This window comes from Weissella minor, assembly GCF_001437425.1.
Lineage (GTDB): Bacteria > Bacillota > Bacilli > Lactobacillales > Lactobacillaceae > Weissella > Weissella minor.
This window is the reverse complement of the sequence record NZ_JQCD01000031.1, coordinates 201,661-216,789: the sequence shown is the minus strand read 5'-3', so window position 1 is coordinate 216,789 and position 15,129 is coordinate 201,661. Positions and strand designations below refer to the sequence as shown.

At 42.6% G+C, this 15,129-nt stretch carries 18 protein-coding genes and 1 other RNA gene; 1 reads left to right on the top strand and 18 read right to left on the bottom strand.

All coding sequences use genetic code 11. From position 1 onward, the window contains the following. Positions 1-9: 9 nt before the first annotated feature. From tsaD to IV67_RS08505, 18 genes are all read right to left on the bottom strand, one after another. Positions 10-1,035 carry a tRNA (adenosine(37)-N6)-threonylcarbamoyltransferase complex transferase subunit TsaD gene (gene tsaD / locus IV67_RS08585; protein ID WP_057789022.1) on the bottom strand — a complete coding sequence of 342 codons (1,026 nt, stop codon included), beginning with the start codon at positions 1,033-1,035 and terminating at the stop codon, positions 10-12. Positions 1,036-1,054: 19 nt separating this feature from the next. Further along, complete coding sequence (rimI, locus tag IV67_RS08580) at positions 1,055-1,489, bottom strand: ribosomal protein S18-alanine N-acetyltransferase (RefSeq protein WP_083486721.1); 435 nt, start codon at positions 1,487-1,489, stop codon at positions 1,055-1,057. Then, entirely contained in the window at positions 1,486-2,070 is a 585-nt protein-coding gene (locus tag IV67_RS08575; protein ID WP_057789021.1) for a GNAT family N-acetyltransferase, read from the bottom strand. Before IV67_RS08575 ends, rimI begins: the two co-directional genes overlap by 4 nt. Further along, positions 2,054-2,779: a tRNA (adenosine(37)-N6)-threonylcarbamoyltransferase complex dimerization subunit type 1 TsaB gene (gene tsaB, locus IV67_RS08570; protein ID WP_057789020.1), complete on the bottom strand. Its 726-nt coding sequence runs from the start codon at positions 2,777-2,779 to the stop codon at positions 2,054-2,056. The genes IV67_RS08575 and tsaB overlap by 17 nt, the downstream gene beginning before the upstream one ends. 113 nt (positions 2,780-2,892) lie before the next feature. Next, positions 2,893-3,885, bottom strand: a complete 993-nt coding sequence (galE, locus tag IV67_RS08565) for a UDP-glucose 4-epimerase GalE (protein ID WP_057789018.1) — start codon at positions 3,883-3,885, stop codon at positions 2,893-2,895. A gap of 55 nt (positions 3,886-3,940) precedes the next feature. Further along, complete coding sequence (locus tag IV67_RS08560; RefSeq protein WP_057789016.1) at positions 3,941-4,687, bottom strand: acyl-[acyl-carrier-protein] thioesterase; 747 nt, start codon at positions 4,685-4,687, stop codon at positions 3,941-3,943. Beyond that, complete coding sequence (gene rsmI, locus IV67_RS08555) at positions 4,687-5,562, bottom strand: 16S rRNA (cytidine(1402)-2'-O)-methyltransferase (protein WP_057789014.1); 876 nt, start codon at positions 5,560-5,562, stop codon at positions 4,687-4,689. The genes IV67_RS08560 and rsmI overlap by 1 nt, the downstream gene beginning before the upstream one ends. 2 nt (positions 5,563-5,564) lie before the next feature. Continuing rightward, complete coding sequence (gene holB, locus IV67_RS08550) at positions 5,565-6,581, bottom strand: DNA polymerase III subunit delta' (protein WP_057789012.1); 1,017 nt, start codon at positions 6,579-6,581, stop codon at positions 5,565-5,567. Positions 6,582-6,601: 20 nt separating this feature from the next. Next, on the bottom strand, positions 6,602-6,928 hold the full coding sequence (locus IV67_RS08545; protein WP_057789010.1) for a cyclic-di-AMP receptor: 327 nt from the start codon (positions 6,926-6,928) through the stop codon (positions 6,602-6,604). 18 nt (positions 6,929-6,946) lie between these two features. Continuing rightward, complete coding sequence (gene tmk / locus IV67_RS08540; RefSeq protein WP_057789008.1) at positions 6,947-7,594, bottom strand: dTMP kinase; 648 nt, start codon at positions 7,592-7,594, stop codon at positions 6,947-6,949. 84 nt (positions 7,595-7,678) lie between these two features. Continuing rightward, a complete protein-coding gene (locus IV67_RS08535; protein WP_236698275.1) occupies positions 7,679-7,930 on the bottom strand; it encodes a YaaL family protein in 252 nt (83 codons plus the stop codon). Between the two features lie 8 nt (positions 7,931-7,938). After that, a complete protein-coding gene (recR, locus tag IV67_RS08530) occupies positions 7,939-8,538 on the bottom strand; it encodes a recombination mediator RecR (RefSeq protein ID WP_057789004.1) in 600 nt (199 codons plus the stop codon). 29 nt (positions 8,539-8,567) lie between these two features. After that, positions 8,568-8,882 carry a YbaB/EbfC family nucleoid-associated protein gene (locus IV67_RS08525; RefSeq protein ID WP_057789002.1) on the bottom strand — a complete coding sequence of 105 codons (315 nt, stop codon included), beginning with the start codon at positions 8,880-8,882 and terminating at the stop codon, positions 8,568-8,570. Between the two features lie 36 nt (positions 8,883-8,918). Further along, entirely contained in the window at positions 8,919-10,721 is a 1,803-nt protein-coding gene (gene dnaX, locus IV67_RS08520; RefSeq protein ID WP_057789000.1) for a DNA polymerase III subunit gamma/tau, read from the bottom strand. Positions 10,722-10,819: 98 nt separating this feature from the next. Next, an RNA gene (gene ffs, locus IV67_RS09155) (signal recognition particle sRNA small type) lies at positions 10,820-10,917 on the bottom strand. Positions 10,918-10,943: 26 nt separating this feature from the next. Further along, positions 10,944-11,459: a tRNA adenosine(34) deaminase TadA gene (gene tadA, locus IV67_RS08515; protein ID WP_057788998.1), complete on the bottom strand. Its 516-nt coding sequence runs from the start codon at positions 11,457-11,459 to the stop codon at positions 10,944-10,946. Continuing rightward, a complete protein-coding gene (locus IV67_RS08510) occupies positions 11,437-12,057 on the bottom strand; it encodes a class I SAM-dependent methyltransferase (RefSeq protein WP_057788996.1) in 621 nt (206 codons plus the stop codon). The genes tadA and IV67_RS08510 overlap by 23 nt, the downstream gene beginning before the upstream one ends. Positions 12,058-12,141: 84 nt before the next feature. Next, positions 12,142-13,089 (bottom strand): alpha/beta hydrolase, encoded by a 948-nt coding sequence (locus IV67_RS08505; protein ID WP_057788994.1) that lies wholly within the window; start codon positions 13,087-13,089, stop codon positions 12,142-12,144. 189 nt (positions 13,090-13,278) lie between these two features. Between IV67_RS08505 and IV67_RS08500 the strand changes: the two genes are divergently transcribed. Continuing rightward, entirely contained in the window at positions 13,279-15,087 is a 1,809-nt protein-coding gene (locus IV67_RS08500; RefSeq protein ID WP_057788992.1) for a M3 family oligoendopeptidase, read from the top strand. The last annotated feature ends 42 nt before the right edge of the window (positions 15,088-15,129 follow it).

Here is a 15,129-nt window from a genome sequence, read left to right as displayed (position 1 = left end):
GGGCTTTTTTTACTCTTCTAAATAGTTAAATTCCAAGGCAGGGTTAGCATTTAAATCCCACTCACCACGTTTACCATGGCGATAGGCAATATCTCCAGCAGCACCAATCATCGCTGCATTGTCGCCAGCCAAAGCAATCGGAACCGGGATATACCTTGTATCTGGGAATTGTTGCATTAATTCATTTAGACCGTCACGTAGGCCTTGATTAGCGGCAACACCACCGGCAACAATAAATGACTTAACTGGGTATGCCTTTAATGCACGTTCTGTTTTACCAACTAACACATCAACCACGGCATGCTGGAAACTCGTTGCTAGATTATCTAAATCAACTGATTCTCCACGTTGTTCAGCGTTATGCATAAGGTTAATCACTGCACTCTTTAGACCTGAAAATGAAAAATCAAAATTATCTTCATTCAACATGGCACGTGGCAAATCATAGGCATCTTCACCACGATGCGCCATTTCATCAATAATTTTCCCAGATGGATACTTTAGCCCCATCGTCCGGCCAACCTTGTCATAACACTCACCAGCAGCGTCATCACGTGTATCTCCAATAACTAAGTAATCGTATTCCTCACGCATAAGCACTAACTCTGTGTGGCCACCAGAAACCATTAAAGCCAATGCTGGGTATTGAATCGGCTCAACAAAATTAGCTGCGCTAATATGGCCAGCTAAATGAATGACCGGTACTAACGGTAAGTTATGAGCCCATGCAATTGTTTTAGCAGCAGTCACCCCAATCAACAGTGCGCCAACCAAACCTGGCCCTTGCGTAACTGTGATTGCTGTCAGGTCATCATATGTGACATCGGCATCTTGCAAAGCTGCATCAGCCAAAAGCGTCACTTGTTCAATGTGATGGCGACTAGCCACCTCTGGGACAATTCCGCCAAAACGCTGATGCGATTTAATTTGCGTCGCCGTTTCAAGACTAACAATTTCATTGCCATCACGAATAATGGCGACACTCGTTTCATCTGCACTTGATTCAAAAGCCATTATTAAACGATGTTCTGTCATGAAAATCCTCTTTCTTCAATTATAAATAACAATCCATCAAATAGGCATCCTCGACTGGATGATGATAATAATCCTTACGCATATGATAAACATGAAAGCCCAAGTTCTCATAAACATGTCGCGCTGCAACATTTGATGCCCGCACCTCTAGCAAAACACGTGTATCCGGTGCAAAATCATCTAACCAACGTTTCAGTAGCATTTGACCATAACCTCGGCCTTGATAGGCTTGGCCAATCGCCACATTGCTAACTGATAATTCATCAATTACCAACGTTCCAGCAACAAAGCCAATTGGTTTTGCATCTAATGCTAAAACTAAATAAGACGTTAATCGACTCTTCAGATCACGTTCAAAACTTTCCAAAGGCCAAGGTGCTTCACCATAGGCATCCTGCGCAAGTTCAAACAATTCACTGGCATCTGTTGCTGGTCGAAAATCCATTTTTGTCATTGTTTTATCCTATTTACACTCTTACGTTTCTTCACCATCTGCGCCATGTCATAAGCATTTTTACCCTTACCATAATAATCATGACGCTCTCGAACAATCTGGAAACCAAGTCGCTGATACAATTCAATTGCGCGTGTATTCTCAGTTGCCACTTCTAGTGACAAACGCAAAAAGCGCCCTTGCTGAGCTAATGTCATTAAATACATCAGTAAAAATGTCCCAATTTCACGTCCCTGCCAATGCGGGGATACTGTGATATTTGTTAAATGTACTTCACGAATACCTGTACGAAAAGCCACGCCCATAAAGGCAACTAGTGAATTAGTCTCCGGATTACGCAAGACGACATACAAACGTTCTCGCGTACGATTCAATTCTTGTTCAAAAATATAACGTGGCCAGGGATCATCCCCATGATAGGCTTCGTGTTCAGTCGCTAAAATGTCATCCAAATCTTCCATGGTCGCACGCGACATAATAAATTCTCGGTTTTGGACAACCACAATTTGTTCAAACTCTTTTAATTCTTTGGGAATTGGATGGGTATGCCAATGCACCCAATCACTAAACTTGCTCCACATAAACTTGATCACCTACATTAGGATTTGCTTTAGCCCAATCTGCTTCTGCTTGGGACAGACGATGGTATTCAGGTACGAAGCGATGAATGTCATCAATGGCTGTTAACAGCTTATTTTCATCTACCAACTGTGGCATATGACTCGCATGTGGCAAAACATCATTTATAAAACGCGCTTTAGGCAAAGCGCTTTGCAAGTCTTGCTTAAAGGCTGCATATTCGCCTGCAAAAACGATTGGTTGATTCGTTTGTTTAAGATGTTCAATCAAATTTGGAATATTTGAATGTTTATCTGCATCCACATTAATCAATGCCCCTGATTGCCATTGATACGTTCCGGTATAAATATTTTGGTTTCGCGCATCCATAATCGGTACAATCAGCGCATCAGTCACTTCAGCATTACTAGCTAACAACGCCAAACTTGATACAGGCGCTAAAGTTAACTGCAAGGTGAAGGCTAAAGTCTTCGCGGTCGTCACACCGATGCGCAACCCCGTATATGAGCCAGGCCCATCACTAACCACAACCCGTGTTAAGTCACTTGGCTGCCACCCCACACTTTGCGTCAATTCATCAATAAATGGCAATAATTGGACGGAATGGTTTCGAGCAATATTTGCTTCACGTTGTGCCAAAAGTGTCTCACCATCAAAAACGGCAACACTTAGCGCACGATTACTGGTATCAAATGCAAGCGTTTTGTCCACAATTAATGCCTCCTTCAATTTGTTTTTTATATAATGTCTATTCTAATGCAGTTCGGCCTAAAAAAAAACCAACTTGCTGAGTTAATCTCAAAAGCAAGCGGTTTTTTTATTTATTAACGATCTTCATAACCATGTGGATGTTGTTGATGCCACGTCCATGCGGTCTTAATAATTGTTTCAACATTATCATACTTTGGCGTCCAGTCCAAGATATCACGGGCCTTATCAGATGATGCAACCAATGAATCCGGATCACCGGCACGACGAGGTCCAACTTCAGCAGGAATTGGTTCTCCCGTTGCTTTACGCGCTGCTTCAACCATTTCTTTAACTGAGAAGCCATTGGCTGAACCCAAATTAAATTGATTTGAATCATTACCTGCAGCCAAGTAGTCCAAAGCAAGAATATGCGCATCAGCTAAGTCCATGACATGCACGTAATCGCGGACATTAAATCCATCAGGCGTGTTGTAATCATCTCCAAACATCATTACCTTGTCACGTTCACCCAAGGCAACTTGCAAGATAATTGGCACCAAATGCGTTTCAGTTGGGTGATCTTCACCAATTGAACCGTCTTCTTTAGCACCAGCAACGTTAAAGTAACGTAATGCTACCCACTTCAAGCCGTATGCTTCGTCAGCCCAACGCATAATGTGTTCCATTTGCAATTTAGATTCACCATATGGGTTGATTGGCTTTTGTGGTGTTGTTTCTGAAATTAAGGCATCTTCAGGAATACCATAAGTTGCAGCAGTTGAAGAGAAGACAATATTTTTAACATTGTGCTTAAGCATCACTTCTAAGAGTGCAATCATCCCACCAGTATTGTTGTCAAAATACTTAAGCGGATCTGACATTGATTCAGGCACAATTGATGACGCTGCAAAATGTACAACTTGGTCAATTGATTCTTTTTCAAAGACTTCATCCAACGCCGCTTTATCGCGAATATCTACCTCATAAAAAGGCACATTCTCAGGCACTGAAGCGCGATGTCCTGTGAGTAGATTGTCCACGACGACAACGTCGCGACCCGCTTCAAGTAAACGATCAACCATGTGTGAGCCAATATAACCAGCACCACCTAATACTAATGTTGCCATATAATATCTCCTTGTCTGTCTGCATTTGGTCTTTAGCTATTATTATCCTACTTAGCTATTTGTTTGTCCAATTAATGACCGCTTCAGTCGCCAAGCCACCATCAGCAAATAGAATCCGGTGCTTTGATTGCGTTTGTTCATCATTCATCACAGCTTGTGATGTCACCTTATCTGATGCGCCGACTTCTTTTTCAAAGCGAATATTCATTGTCGTAATTTCATGCTGATTCAAAAAATCAACATCCAACACATCAATCATCCAATCAAAATAGTGTGAATTATTAACATGCAAATTAAAATCAATATCAGTATAACGCACCCCATATTGCTTTTCGTAAGCAATAACATCCTCGTCTGTAATTGAGGCTGGGGCTTCGCCACGACTGATTCGCTTCACCACTTCAGGTTCATACCCTTGAACCATCTCTTTTGGAATCCGAACGAGCTTACGTTTTTCCATATCCATCAATGAAAACAGCGAGTGAATCTTAATGATTTCTTCGCCATCGGCATCAATAAACACAAAATCACGGTTAGCAAAAAATGCATTAAATTCACGGGCCATCGTCCGTAATGTCACAACTTCATCAACCATTGGACGACGCTTAATATCGATATCATACTGTAAGACAATCCAGCCCATCCCACGTTCATGTACAAAATCATCACCCACTTGTAAATCTTCTGATTGCATATTTGAAACCAAAATTGCAAGATTTAACAGCATGGGTACACTGACTTGCTTGGTCATATCACACTCATAATACTTTACTTTGTGTGAGATATCATATGTCTTAGGCATTATTTTTGCTCCTCGAATTCTTGATACAAGGTTTGTCGGTCTAATTGACGTGCCTTTGAAACTTGTTTAACCGCAGCGGTCGTCTTAATACCTGAGGCAACTAACGCCTTAACCGCATCGATTGGGGTCAATTCAGCTAAAGGATCAGCCGCAGCCACTTCTTCAACCTGGTCGTTGCCGGCCACCATGACGACAAATTCACCCCGGACTTCGTTTTCCTTTGCCCAAAGGGCCAATTCCGCCGCCGTCCCACGAATAAATTCTTCATATTTCTTCGTCAATTCACGTGCTAAACTCACTTCATGTGCATCCCCATACACCGTTTGGATGTTCGCAAGCGTCTTTGCTAAGCGATGGGGGGCTTCATAAAAGAGTATTGTCTCGGGCTTATTTTGCAAGACTGTCAACGCTTTTACTTGTTCTGATTGCTTGCGCGGCAAAAAACCGTAGAAAGTAAAGGGTTGAGGGGCCAAGCCTGAGGCAATCAATGACGTAATCCCGGCACTTGCGCCAGGTAGCGGTACAACTTGAATGTCAGCCGCAATCGCTGCTAAGACCAATTCATGGCCAGGATCTGAAATTGAAGGCATCCCTGCATCAGAAACCTGCGCTAAATTAACGCCATCGACTAATTTTGCAACTAATTCTGGAATTCGCGTCTCTTTATTGTGCTCATGAAATGAAATCTGTTTTGTTTCGATATCAAATTGATTTAACAGTTGTTGCGTATGACGTGTATCTTCCGCTGCAATTAAATCAACTGACTTTAATGTATTCACAGCACGGAAAGTCATATCTTCCAAATTACCAATTGGCGTTGGGACCAGATATAAGGTTCCCGTGTCTGTCTGTGTATAACTTCTTTGTTGTTGCATGTTTAACCTGCTATTACTTTCTGACTTTGTAAGACAAAACTTTCCAAAGTTGTTTGCGCATTCATATTCATATCTAAGGCCTTCGGCATTTCAAGCGCCAGTTCAACGACTTCAATCCAACGGCCACTCGGCATTTTAGCAACCGCTCTTTGCCAATCATCAATTGCCACAAATCCGGACGCGCTAGTGCTACCTTGGACACGCATTAAAATATCTCGGGTGGCTTGAACTAAGACGTCAACAACAGCTGCGCTTGATTGTTCACGGGCCAAAGGCATGAAGTCGGTTTGAACTAACGCAAACACTTGTAAGTCTTGCGCAATCAAACCAGTTATCATCTGCTCAACTGCTGTGCGCGTTCGGTCGAACCAGTCGTCGCTCAACCAGTTTTTAGCCAAGTCAACATCATCAGTCAATTGCATCACGATGTGTGCATTTGGCGTACTATAGCCCAACTGCTCCATTTGCGCTAAACGGCTCTGCGCACCAATAGCCGGAAACTCAATCACCTGTGTTCGTGACACAATTGTTGGCAAAATGCGTTGGCGACTGGTTGCCAGTAAAATAATGGTCTGTTGTCCCAAGGGCTCTTCAATCGACTTTAATAAACTATTCGCCGCACTCGTTGTCATCGTTTCAGCAGCCTGAATAATCATTACTTTTTGCGCCCCTTCAACGGCCGTCTTCGTTAATTCTTCTTGTAAATAGCGAACTTGTTCAACCTTTAAGCGTGCCCCATCTGGCGCCAATTCAATCACATCCGGATGCTCATGTTCCGCAATTCTTAAACATTGATGACATGTACCATCTGGTTCCCCATCTGCCTGTGGATGCAAACACAACAAACGCATTGCTAACCATTCAGCCACTTCTGTTTGACCACGCCCATTCGGGCCAATGAAAAGAAAGGCATGCCCTAACTGAGATTTTGCGATGGCGCTTTTAAATTGATGAATGATGGTTGGTTGTGTGTTGTTCGCCGTTTCAATAATTTTGGCCGGCTGTTGTTCATTCACCATAAATTGCCTCCGCTAATCGCTTAAAACTGATGAAATTGTTCGACATTTTGAACAAAGACAATGGCGCCACCGATTTCAACTTCCATCGGTGCTGCAACAGTTGATTCCACTGTATCCATGCTAAATGCTAGCGTCATCACTTGATCACGCTTTTTGGCTGAATGCTTGATGACATCTAAAACTTCATCCAAACGATCATCATCAATTCCAATCATGAAAGTTGTACTTCCGGCACGCAAGAAGCCTCCTGTTGAAGCTAAGCGGGTTGCCCCAAAGCCAGCTTTAACCAACGCTTTTCCTAACTTTGCTGCATCTTGATCTTGTACCACTGCTGTAACCATTTTCATTGTTCATTCCTCCTCGTTTTATGCTAATTCACTGGCTAAAATTTCTTGCATCGCATCCCACGCGTCTGCAATGACTGCGTCTAAGGGTTGACTGGCATCAATCACCCAAAAACGGTCAGGTGTTTGCGCAATCAACTGATGATACGCATCTGTCACACGTTGGTGAAAAGCTAAGGCTTCCACATCCAAACGGTTAATCTCGCCTTGGCGATGGGCTTGAATCCGTTCCAAGCCAACTTCTGGTGCTAAATCTAAATAGATAGTTGCTTCAGGTTGTAAACCTTGTGTTGCAAAGGCGTTAATTTGTTCAATATTAGCCACCCCCAGTTCACGGCCACCACCTTGATAGGCAATTGAACTGTCTAAATAGCGATCTGAAATAATCACTTTGTCTGCTGCCAAAGCAGGTTGAATCGTTTGAACCACATGTTGTCGACGTGCCGCTGCGTAAAGCAACGCTTCTGTCCGTGAATCCATTTCTGGGTAGTCTGGGCTCAATACCAAATCACGAATTGCTTCAGCAATTGCATTTTGATTGCCCCCAGGTTCACGTGTAATCAATAATTTTGTCCCAAGCGCTGGTTCTAATCGCTCTAAAATAGCCTTTAAGACTGACGTTTTACCTGCACCATCAGGACCCTCAAAGGAGATAAATTTTCCCGTCATAAGCCACACCTTTATTTTTTTATTCCCTACATTATAGCATAGCAAAAAAGGACCTAACCAAATTGGTTAAGTCCTTTATAAATCTTACATTTCTGGATGAATGAAAGCTTGATGGAATTTAGCGGTCACATTGCGTTGACGGGCAGCTCGTAACAAAAAGAAGTATTTTTGCTTTTGTAGCGCTGTTTGCGCCAAAATATAACGAACGTCTGCATCACTTTCTAGCATCGCATCTTGTGAAAGTTTCGCTTTTTCAAAATCATACTTGGCGTCAGCAATTCCATCTGTCAAATAATCATCGAATTGTTGCACGTTCAAGCGTGTTTTTTTCTTCATTCCAAACATTACAGCTCTGTCCTTCCTTCAACTGCTTTAATTAAGGTGATTTCATCAGCATAATCAATATCACTACCAACTGACAATCCGGTTGCCAATCGTGATACTTTAATGCCGGCCGGCTTAAGCAAACGAGACAGATACATGGCAGTGGCTTCGCCTTCTGCATTCGCATTTGTTGCGACAATCACTTCTTCAATTGCTTCATTTTTCTGTAAACGCGTCACCAATGCATCAATATTGATATCATCGGGACCTTTTCCTGCGATTGGTGACAAAACACCGTGTAAGACATGGTAAAGTCCATGATACTCACCCGCATTTTCAATCGCCATCAAATCCTTCACTTCTTCGACAACCAACACCGTTTGTTGATCACGATTCGTGTCAGTACAGATATTACATGGATCATTTTCCGTTAGGTTACCACAAATACTGCAAAAAGTTAAATCACGTTTAGCCGAAATCAACGATTGTGCAAACCCAGTAACATCTTCTTCTGGCATATCAATCACAAAAAAAGCAAGGCGTGTGGCTGTTTTAATCCCAATTCCAGGCAGTTTCGTAAAACTGTCTATGAGTTTAGCCACCGGTTCAGGATATTGCACAAGACTACCTTCTTTCTCCTAAAGTTGCCTTAAAATCCACCCATGCCTTTAGGTGCAAATTGGCCCATACGCTTTTCTGTATCGGCTTCAAGTTTCTTCAAAGCATCATTGACAGCAACCAAAATCATGTCTGACAATTCATCTGGATCTTCCGGATCAATCAATTCGGGCTTAATTTGCATATCGAGCATTTCGTGGTCACCATTAAATTTAACGGTTACCATATCACTAGGCGCTGAACCTGTGTACTCTGTTTCAGCAATCGCAGCTTGTTCTGATTGCACTTGTGATTGCATCTTCTTCATTTGCTTCATCATTTGTTGCATGTTTTGTCCACCAAACATTCGTAAATCCTCTTCTTTCTTATGCGTGTTCACATTTTAATTATCCTGTGTTTCAACTAAGTCAGCTCCAAAAATGGCTTTAGCTTCATCAACAGCTGGATTTGCTTCAACTTCTGATTCAGCTTGATCAATAAGCCCTTGCATGGTTGGATCATCCACCATATTTGGGCTGGCTGGTTCCCCTTGCGCGGGCGAACTTGTTTCACTTGTAACGCCACGTGTTTCCTTAACAAATTCAGCTCGTAAATTAGGCCAATCTTCATTAACAATAAACACTAACTGACGATCGCTGTCTGCTTGCGTTAAAATGCGCAATTGTTGGGTTAGCTTCGCCAATAGGTCTTGATTTTGCATGGCATTGACCCGAATAACATCGTAATCAAAAGCAATCACAAGTCCTTCAGGTGCTGCCGCTATTGGTCGCGCCACATTTAGCATCGCTTGTTGCGGCACTGATAAAGCATTCACCAAGTCGCCCCAAATACCTTGAATGCGATTCAAATCACCACGTGTTGCTTGCCGTAATACTTTAAACACGGCCGCTTGGTCCGAGGCCACTTGAATGCTTGCTTGTGCTGGCTTTGGTGTCTGATTGGTTGGCTCAGTTGGCGTAGGCGCCACTGGCTGCTTGGCGGCAACATTGTTTTGCGCAGCAACCACTGATTCAGCCGGTGCCTGCTGACTGCTTGTTGCCTTAACTTCAGGCTGTACCGGTGTCGGCGTGACAGGTGTTACAGCCACTTGTTCGCTGACAGCTTGCGGCTTTGTCTGCACAGCACTTAGCTTCACCGTCAACACTTCTAAGTAAACACTTGGTCGATTCGTAAAGCGTAATTGTTGTTGCGTTTCACTTAAGACGTCAATCATTTCGTACCAAACTTGCGCCGGCGTTGCTTCAGCCAATTGCTTAAAGTTATCATCTGGAACAAGTGTAATTAAATCAGGTGCTTCTGTATAAAGCAATAAGTCACGGGCGTAACTAATTAAATCTTCTACGAAGCGATTCACATCCTTACCGGCATCAAGAATTTCTTCAACCTTAGCTAGCGCGGACTTCGTATCATGCGCTTGCAAAGCTTGCACATACTCACCCAACAATGTTTGCGTCACTGAACCAGTAACCAACAGTGCATTTTCCAAGGTAACCGTATCATCACCGAATGAGAGCACTTGATCCAAAATACTTAAGGCATCACGCATCCCACCATCAGCAGCATTAGCAATCACACGTAATGCATCTTCATCATAAGCATCCCCGACTTCGTCTAAGATATATTTCATACGATTTAATGCATCTTGCGCACTGATTCGCTTAAAATCAAAGCGTTGCGTTCGTGAAATAATCGTGGCTGGAATCTTTTGTGGTTCCGTTGTTGCCAAAATAAAAATCACGTTTGCAGGTGGTTCTTCTAATGTCTTCAACAACGCATTAAATGCACCTGTTGAAAGCATGTGCACCTCATCAATAATGTAGACTTTATATTGAGCCCGCGTTGGGGCGTAATTAACATCTTCACGAATTTGTCGAATTTCATCAACACTGTTATTAGACGCCGCGTCCAATTCAATCACATCACCAAGGGCACCTTCATTAATTGCCACACAAATTTCACAGGTATCATCTGGTTCCCCATCGACGGGATGTAAACAATTCACCGCCTTGGCAAAAATCTTAGCAGCTGATGTTTTACCAGTTCCCCGAGGGCCGTTGAACAAATAGGCATGCGTAATTTGATTGCTGATAATTGTGTTCCGTAAAGTCCGGGTCACAACCTCTTGCCCAATCATGTCACTGAATTTCTGCGGACGCCATGTCCGGTATAAAGCTTGATATGCCAATCCAACGTCCTCCAATCTGTCAATTTAATACACTCTATTCTAACAGAACTTTTATCAAAAAAAACGCCAGCCGATAAAATTATCAGCTAGCGACTTTATATACTTAAGGAAGTGAAGCACAATACACGGTCTCCTTAGTGCTGCTGCCTTCCGACCCTGACACGATTCGAAGTGCATACTTGCCCCACCAGAAGATAGTATAACACGTCCTCATTTTTTTGACTAGTTATTTTTAGCTTCTTTCTCCGCCCGCTTTTGCGCCTTGCGTCGCTTGCGAACTGCTTTAAAAAAATCTTTGAGCAACTGACTTGCTTCATCTTGACGTACACCGGAAACGACATGCACTTGATGGTTTAAACGCTCATCTTCTAATACCTGATATAAGGAATGGACTGCGCCACCCTTTGGATCTTCGGCACCATAGTAAACGTCTGTAATCCGCGTTTGTTGGATTAGGCCTGCACACATCAAGCACGGTTCCAAGGTCACAAACAACTGTGCTTCGGGCAATCGCCACGAATGTAACAAACGATTTGCTTCACTAATTGCTAACAACTCGGCATGTTGGGTCCCGTCTTGCAAACGTTCACGCAAATTAAAGCCACGGCCCACAATTTCCCCATCGTTCACAACCACGGCCCCAATCGGAACTTCACCTAATGCGCCTGCTTTACGTGCTTCGTATAACGCTTGACCCATAAAATAATCAATTTGTTCAGGCGTTAGTTCCGTCGACATACACACTCTCCATAATGTAATAACCTTTATCCTTTGAAATAGTTTGGGCATTATCAAAGGTTTCAAGCATGAGCTTTTTGGCAGAAGGAGCACCTTGTTTCTTTTGCAAAACGACAGTTAATGTCCCTTCCGGTAGCAAATGATTCTTGGCTTCACTAATCATCGTTTGAACAACATCTTTCCCAGCTCGCACTGGTGGATTTACTAAAATTGCCGCAAAACGATCATGCACATTTTCATAGCAATCCGATGTCACTACTTCAATTTGATCCGCTACCTGATTCGCTTGTGCATTACGAACAATCAACCCGGCGGCACGGTGATTAATTTCTGCCGCAACAAATTGACGATCGGGTAGTGTTTTAGCCAATGATATAGCCACAGGCCCATAACCAGCCCCTAAATCTAAAATCGGCCCATCTGGAATTTCATCGCGGTCAAAGGCTTCAAGCATGGCCCGTGTCCCATAGTCGACCGTGCTCTTTGAAAAAACACCTGCGTCAGTTGTAAATGTTAAGGGATGGCCCAATAAATCAAATTGGAAAGTATGCTCGTCATGCGCTGCCGTTGGTTCTTCTGTATAGTAATAATCTGTCATCGTCTTTACCTCATCTTTGTCCATTCTATTGTAGCATGACCACATAAAAAAGGTATTGTCGTAAACACAACAATACCTTAGTTTTTAATCCATATATTTATCTAAGAAACTTTCAACCTTATGTTCATACTTTGGAATGTCCAAACGGTATGCTTCCATATGGTCAGCACCAGCAACAACCATCTTTTCTTTAGGTCCCTTTGCCGCATCATAGACGTCATGCACCATGTAACCTGGCACAAAATTATCCTCATCCCCATGAATAAATAACATTGGGCGATCGTTCTTTTTAACGGCCGCAACACTATCCACTTGATTATATGAATAACCGGCAAGAATTTTTGAATAAACTGACATGACACTAATCAAGGGATTGGCAACCCACTTTGGAATGCCAAAGAGTGTATTGGCCTCATAAACTAATTCTTCGCGCATACTTGTGTAGCCACAATCTTCAATGAAGGCCTTCACTTGCTTAGGCGGATTCATTCCTGACAAAAGCATTGTTGTTGCCCCACCTAATGATGTTCCGTAAACGACAATTTCACTATTTGGATTATCATCAATTAATTTATCAATCCATTCCAAATAGTCTTTTGCTTCCAAATAGCCATAGCCAATAAAACTACCCTCGGACTTACCCGCTGCACGATTATCACTTAGCAACACATTGTAGCCTTGGTCGTGCATTAAGTTCGCATAAGGAATCATTTCCGTATGATCCACACCAAAACCATGAATCATCACAGCGGTTTTATTAGTCTTTTTAGCAGCTGGAATGTATTGCCCTTTCAAATGCGTGCCATCTTTTGTGGTCAACGCAACATCTTGCTTATTGTCCACTTTTTTCCAAGCTTGTTTTTGGTCCGCAAGCGGGTCCTTTTTAACAACTTCCCCACTACTGTTACCACTCAACACAAAGCTTTTGTCTCCACGCACTTCAACCATATAAAATGGTCCAGCCGCGATAACCAGTACCATGACAATAAAGCCAACTAAGGTTCCCAACGCAATTTTCGTCCCTTTTTTCATCTCTTTCAATATATCAGTCTTGCTCGACTGAACTCCTCTTTTCACAAATCTAAAAATTCATAACTAAACCATTATAGCAAATCATTTGAAATTTAAAATGTATACCCCGTTAACTACAAGAAATTCCTAATAATTTTAAGGATGGACTGATTCTATGATACAATATTAAAAAACAATGAGAGGTGCCTTATGACATATTCAGAAAATTGGAATTTAATTGACCTATACCCAGGTGGCGTGGAAGGGGATGCTTTTACTGAGAAGTTAGCAACCATTCAACACCAAACCGACTCACTCAAGCAACGCATTGCCAACTATCAAGCGGATGCTGATCCTGATTTTTCAGAAGTAGTTGCCCTCACTCAACTTGTCCAAGACCTTGAAAGTGGTCTAAAGACCGTTGGTACCTATATTAATGGTTTAATTTCAGCCGATTATACAAATCCGACTTACCGTTCAGTTGATAATAGAATTCAAAGCCTCTCTGCTGGCTTTAACCAACCCTTCAATGCCTACAAGCTATTATTAGCACATTTTGATGCCGCAAGCTTTGAAAAAATTGTGGCCTTACCTGAGTTAGCACCAGTTGCTTTCACTTTAAAGGAACTACGTCATAGCGCCCAACGTTTAGGCCGTCCTGAGACCGAGGCCTTGCTTGACCAACTTAAGTTGGATGGCCTCACGGCATGGTCAAGTCACTACGATGTCGTTGCGGCGACCCTCGACATGCCATTTACCGATGAGAATGGTGAAACAAAGACGATTTCAGCTGGGCAAGCCCTAAACATGCTGGATGGTTATCCTGATAATGACGCCCGTTCTAAGCTAATGGACGGCTATGAAGACATGTGGGGGCAAGCTGAAACAATTACAGCTGACACGCTCAATCATTTAGCTGGGGCTCGTTTAACGGAACAAAAGTCCCACAACTATGAAAATTATCTTGAAGAACCACTAGAGATGAATCGTATGTCAAAGGCAACCCTTGATGCCATGTGGCAAGTTGTTGATCAGAATAAGGGGATGTTTAAGGCATACTTTGATCGTAAAGCAGCCTTGCTCGGTACAGATGGGATTGGTTGGCAAGACCAAGTTGCCCCACTAACACATGTTGGTGACTATAAGCCTGAAACACATTCATATGATGACGTGGCGCAATTCATTATCCAAAACTTTGGCAAGTATTCATCAAAGATGGCTGACTTTGCCCAACAAGCTTTTGAAAACCAATGGATTGAAGCAGAAGACCGTCCTGGTAAGCAACCAGGTGGTTGGATGGATACCCTACCAGATATCCATGAATCACGTATCTTCTTGACTTTCACAGGTTCAGTCAACGATGCGTCAACCATCGCGCATGAGCTCGGTCATGCTTTCCATTCTAGCTTACTAACAGATTTGCCACTATGGCGTGATGACTATGCCATGAACGTGGCTGAAACAGCCTCAACTTTCGCTGAATTGTTGATTGCAGATGCCAATGTGCAACAAGCACAAACTGATGCTGAAAAGGTTGTTTTGCTAGATGCGAAGATGACAAATCCAATTGCCATGTTCTTAAACATTCGTACCCGTTTCTTGTTTGAAAACAAGTTTTATCAAGAGCGTGAACAAGGCTATGTACCTGCTGAACGCCTAAATACGTTAATGGATGAGGCGCAAAGCGAAGCGTTTGACGGTATTCTAAATAAGCGTCACCCCCACTTCTGGTCATCAAAGCTCCATTTCTACATTGATGGTGTGCCATTCTATAACTTCCCATACACATTTGGTTATCTCTTTAGCTCAGGAATTTATGCATGGGCGAAAACACAAGATAACTTTGAAGAAGCTTACATTAGTTTGTTGCGTGACACAGCCAACATGACTACTGAAGAACTTGCTCAAAAGCACTTAGGTGTTGACCTAACCAAGCCTGACTTCTGGCAAGCTGGTGCTGATTTGGTTCAAGCTGACATTGATGAATTCCTAGAATTATCAGAACAATTTGTTAAATAATAAAAACCGCTTAGTTTACGCTAAGCGGTTTTTTATTGGATT

What these genes read in the sequence shown, in the direction of transcription:
- tsaD (WP_057789022.1), bottom strand. Translation starts at nt 1,035, where the DNA reads ATGACAGAACATCGTTTAATAATGGCTTTTGAATCAAGTGCAGATGAA.
- rimI (WP_083486721.1), bottom strand. Translation starts at nt 1,489, where the DNA reads ATGACAAAAATGGATTTTCGACCAGCAACAGATGCCAGTGAATTGTTT.
- IV67_RS08575 (WP_057789021.1), bottom strand. Translation starts at nt 2,070, where the DNA reads ATGTGGAGCAAGTTTAGTGATTGGGTGCATTGGCATACCCATCCAATT.
- galE (WP_057789018.1), bottom strand. Translation starts at nt 3,885, where the DNA reads ATGGCAACATTAGTATTAGGTGGTGCTGGTTATATTGGCTCACACATG.
- IV67_RS08560 (WP_057789016.1), bottom strand. Translation starts at nt 4,687, where the DNA reads ATGCCTAAGACATATGATATCTCACACAAAGTAAAGTATTATGAGTGT.
- rsmI (WP_057789014.1), bottom strand. Translation starts at nt 5,562, where the DNA reads ATGCAACAACAAAGAAGTTATACACAGACAGACACGGGAACCTTATAT.
- holB (WP_057789012.1), bottom strand. Translation starts at nt 6,581, where the DNA reads ATGGTGAATGAACAACAGCCGGCCAAAATTATTGAAACGGCGAACAAC.
- IV67_RS08545 (WP_057789010.1), bottom strand. Translation starts at nt 6,928, where the DNA reads ATGAAAATGGTTACAGCAGTGGTACAAGATCAAGATGCAGCAAAGTTA.
- tmk (WP_057789008.1), bottom strand. Translation starts at nt 7,594, where the DNA reads ATGACGGGAAAATTTATCTCCTTTGAGGGTCCTGATGGTGCAGGTAAA.
- IV67_RS08535 (WP_236698275.1), bottom strand. Translation starts at nt 7,930, where the DNA reads ATGAAGAAAAAAACACGCTTGAACGTGCAACAATTCGATGATTATTTG.
- IV67_RS08525 (WP_057789002.1), bottom strand. Translation starts at nt 8,882, where the DNA reads ATGTTTGGTGGACAAAACATGCAACAAATGATGAAGCAAATGAAGAAG.
- tadA (WP_057788998.1), bottom strand. Translation starts at nt 11,459, where the DNA reads ATGTCGACGGAACTAACGCCTGAACAAATTGATTATTTTATGGGTCAA.
- IV67_RS08510 (WP_057788996.1), bottom strand. Translation starts at nt 12,057, where the DNA reads ATGACAGATTATTACTATACAGAAGAACCAACGGCAGCGCATGACGAG.
- IV67_RS08505 (WP_057788994.1), bottom strand. Translation starts at nt 13,089, where the DNA reads ATGAAAAAAGGGACGAAAATTGCGTTGGGAACCTTAGTTGGCTTTATT.
- IV67_RS08500 (WP_057788992.1), top strand. Translation starts at nt 13,279, where the DNA reads ATGACATATTCAGAAAATTGGAATTTAATTGACCTATACCCAGGTGGC.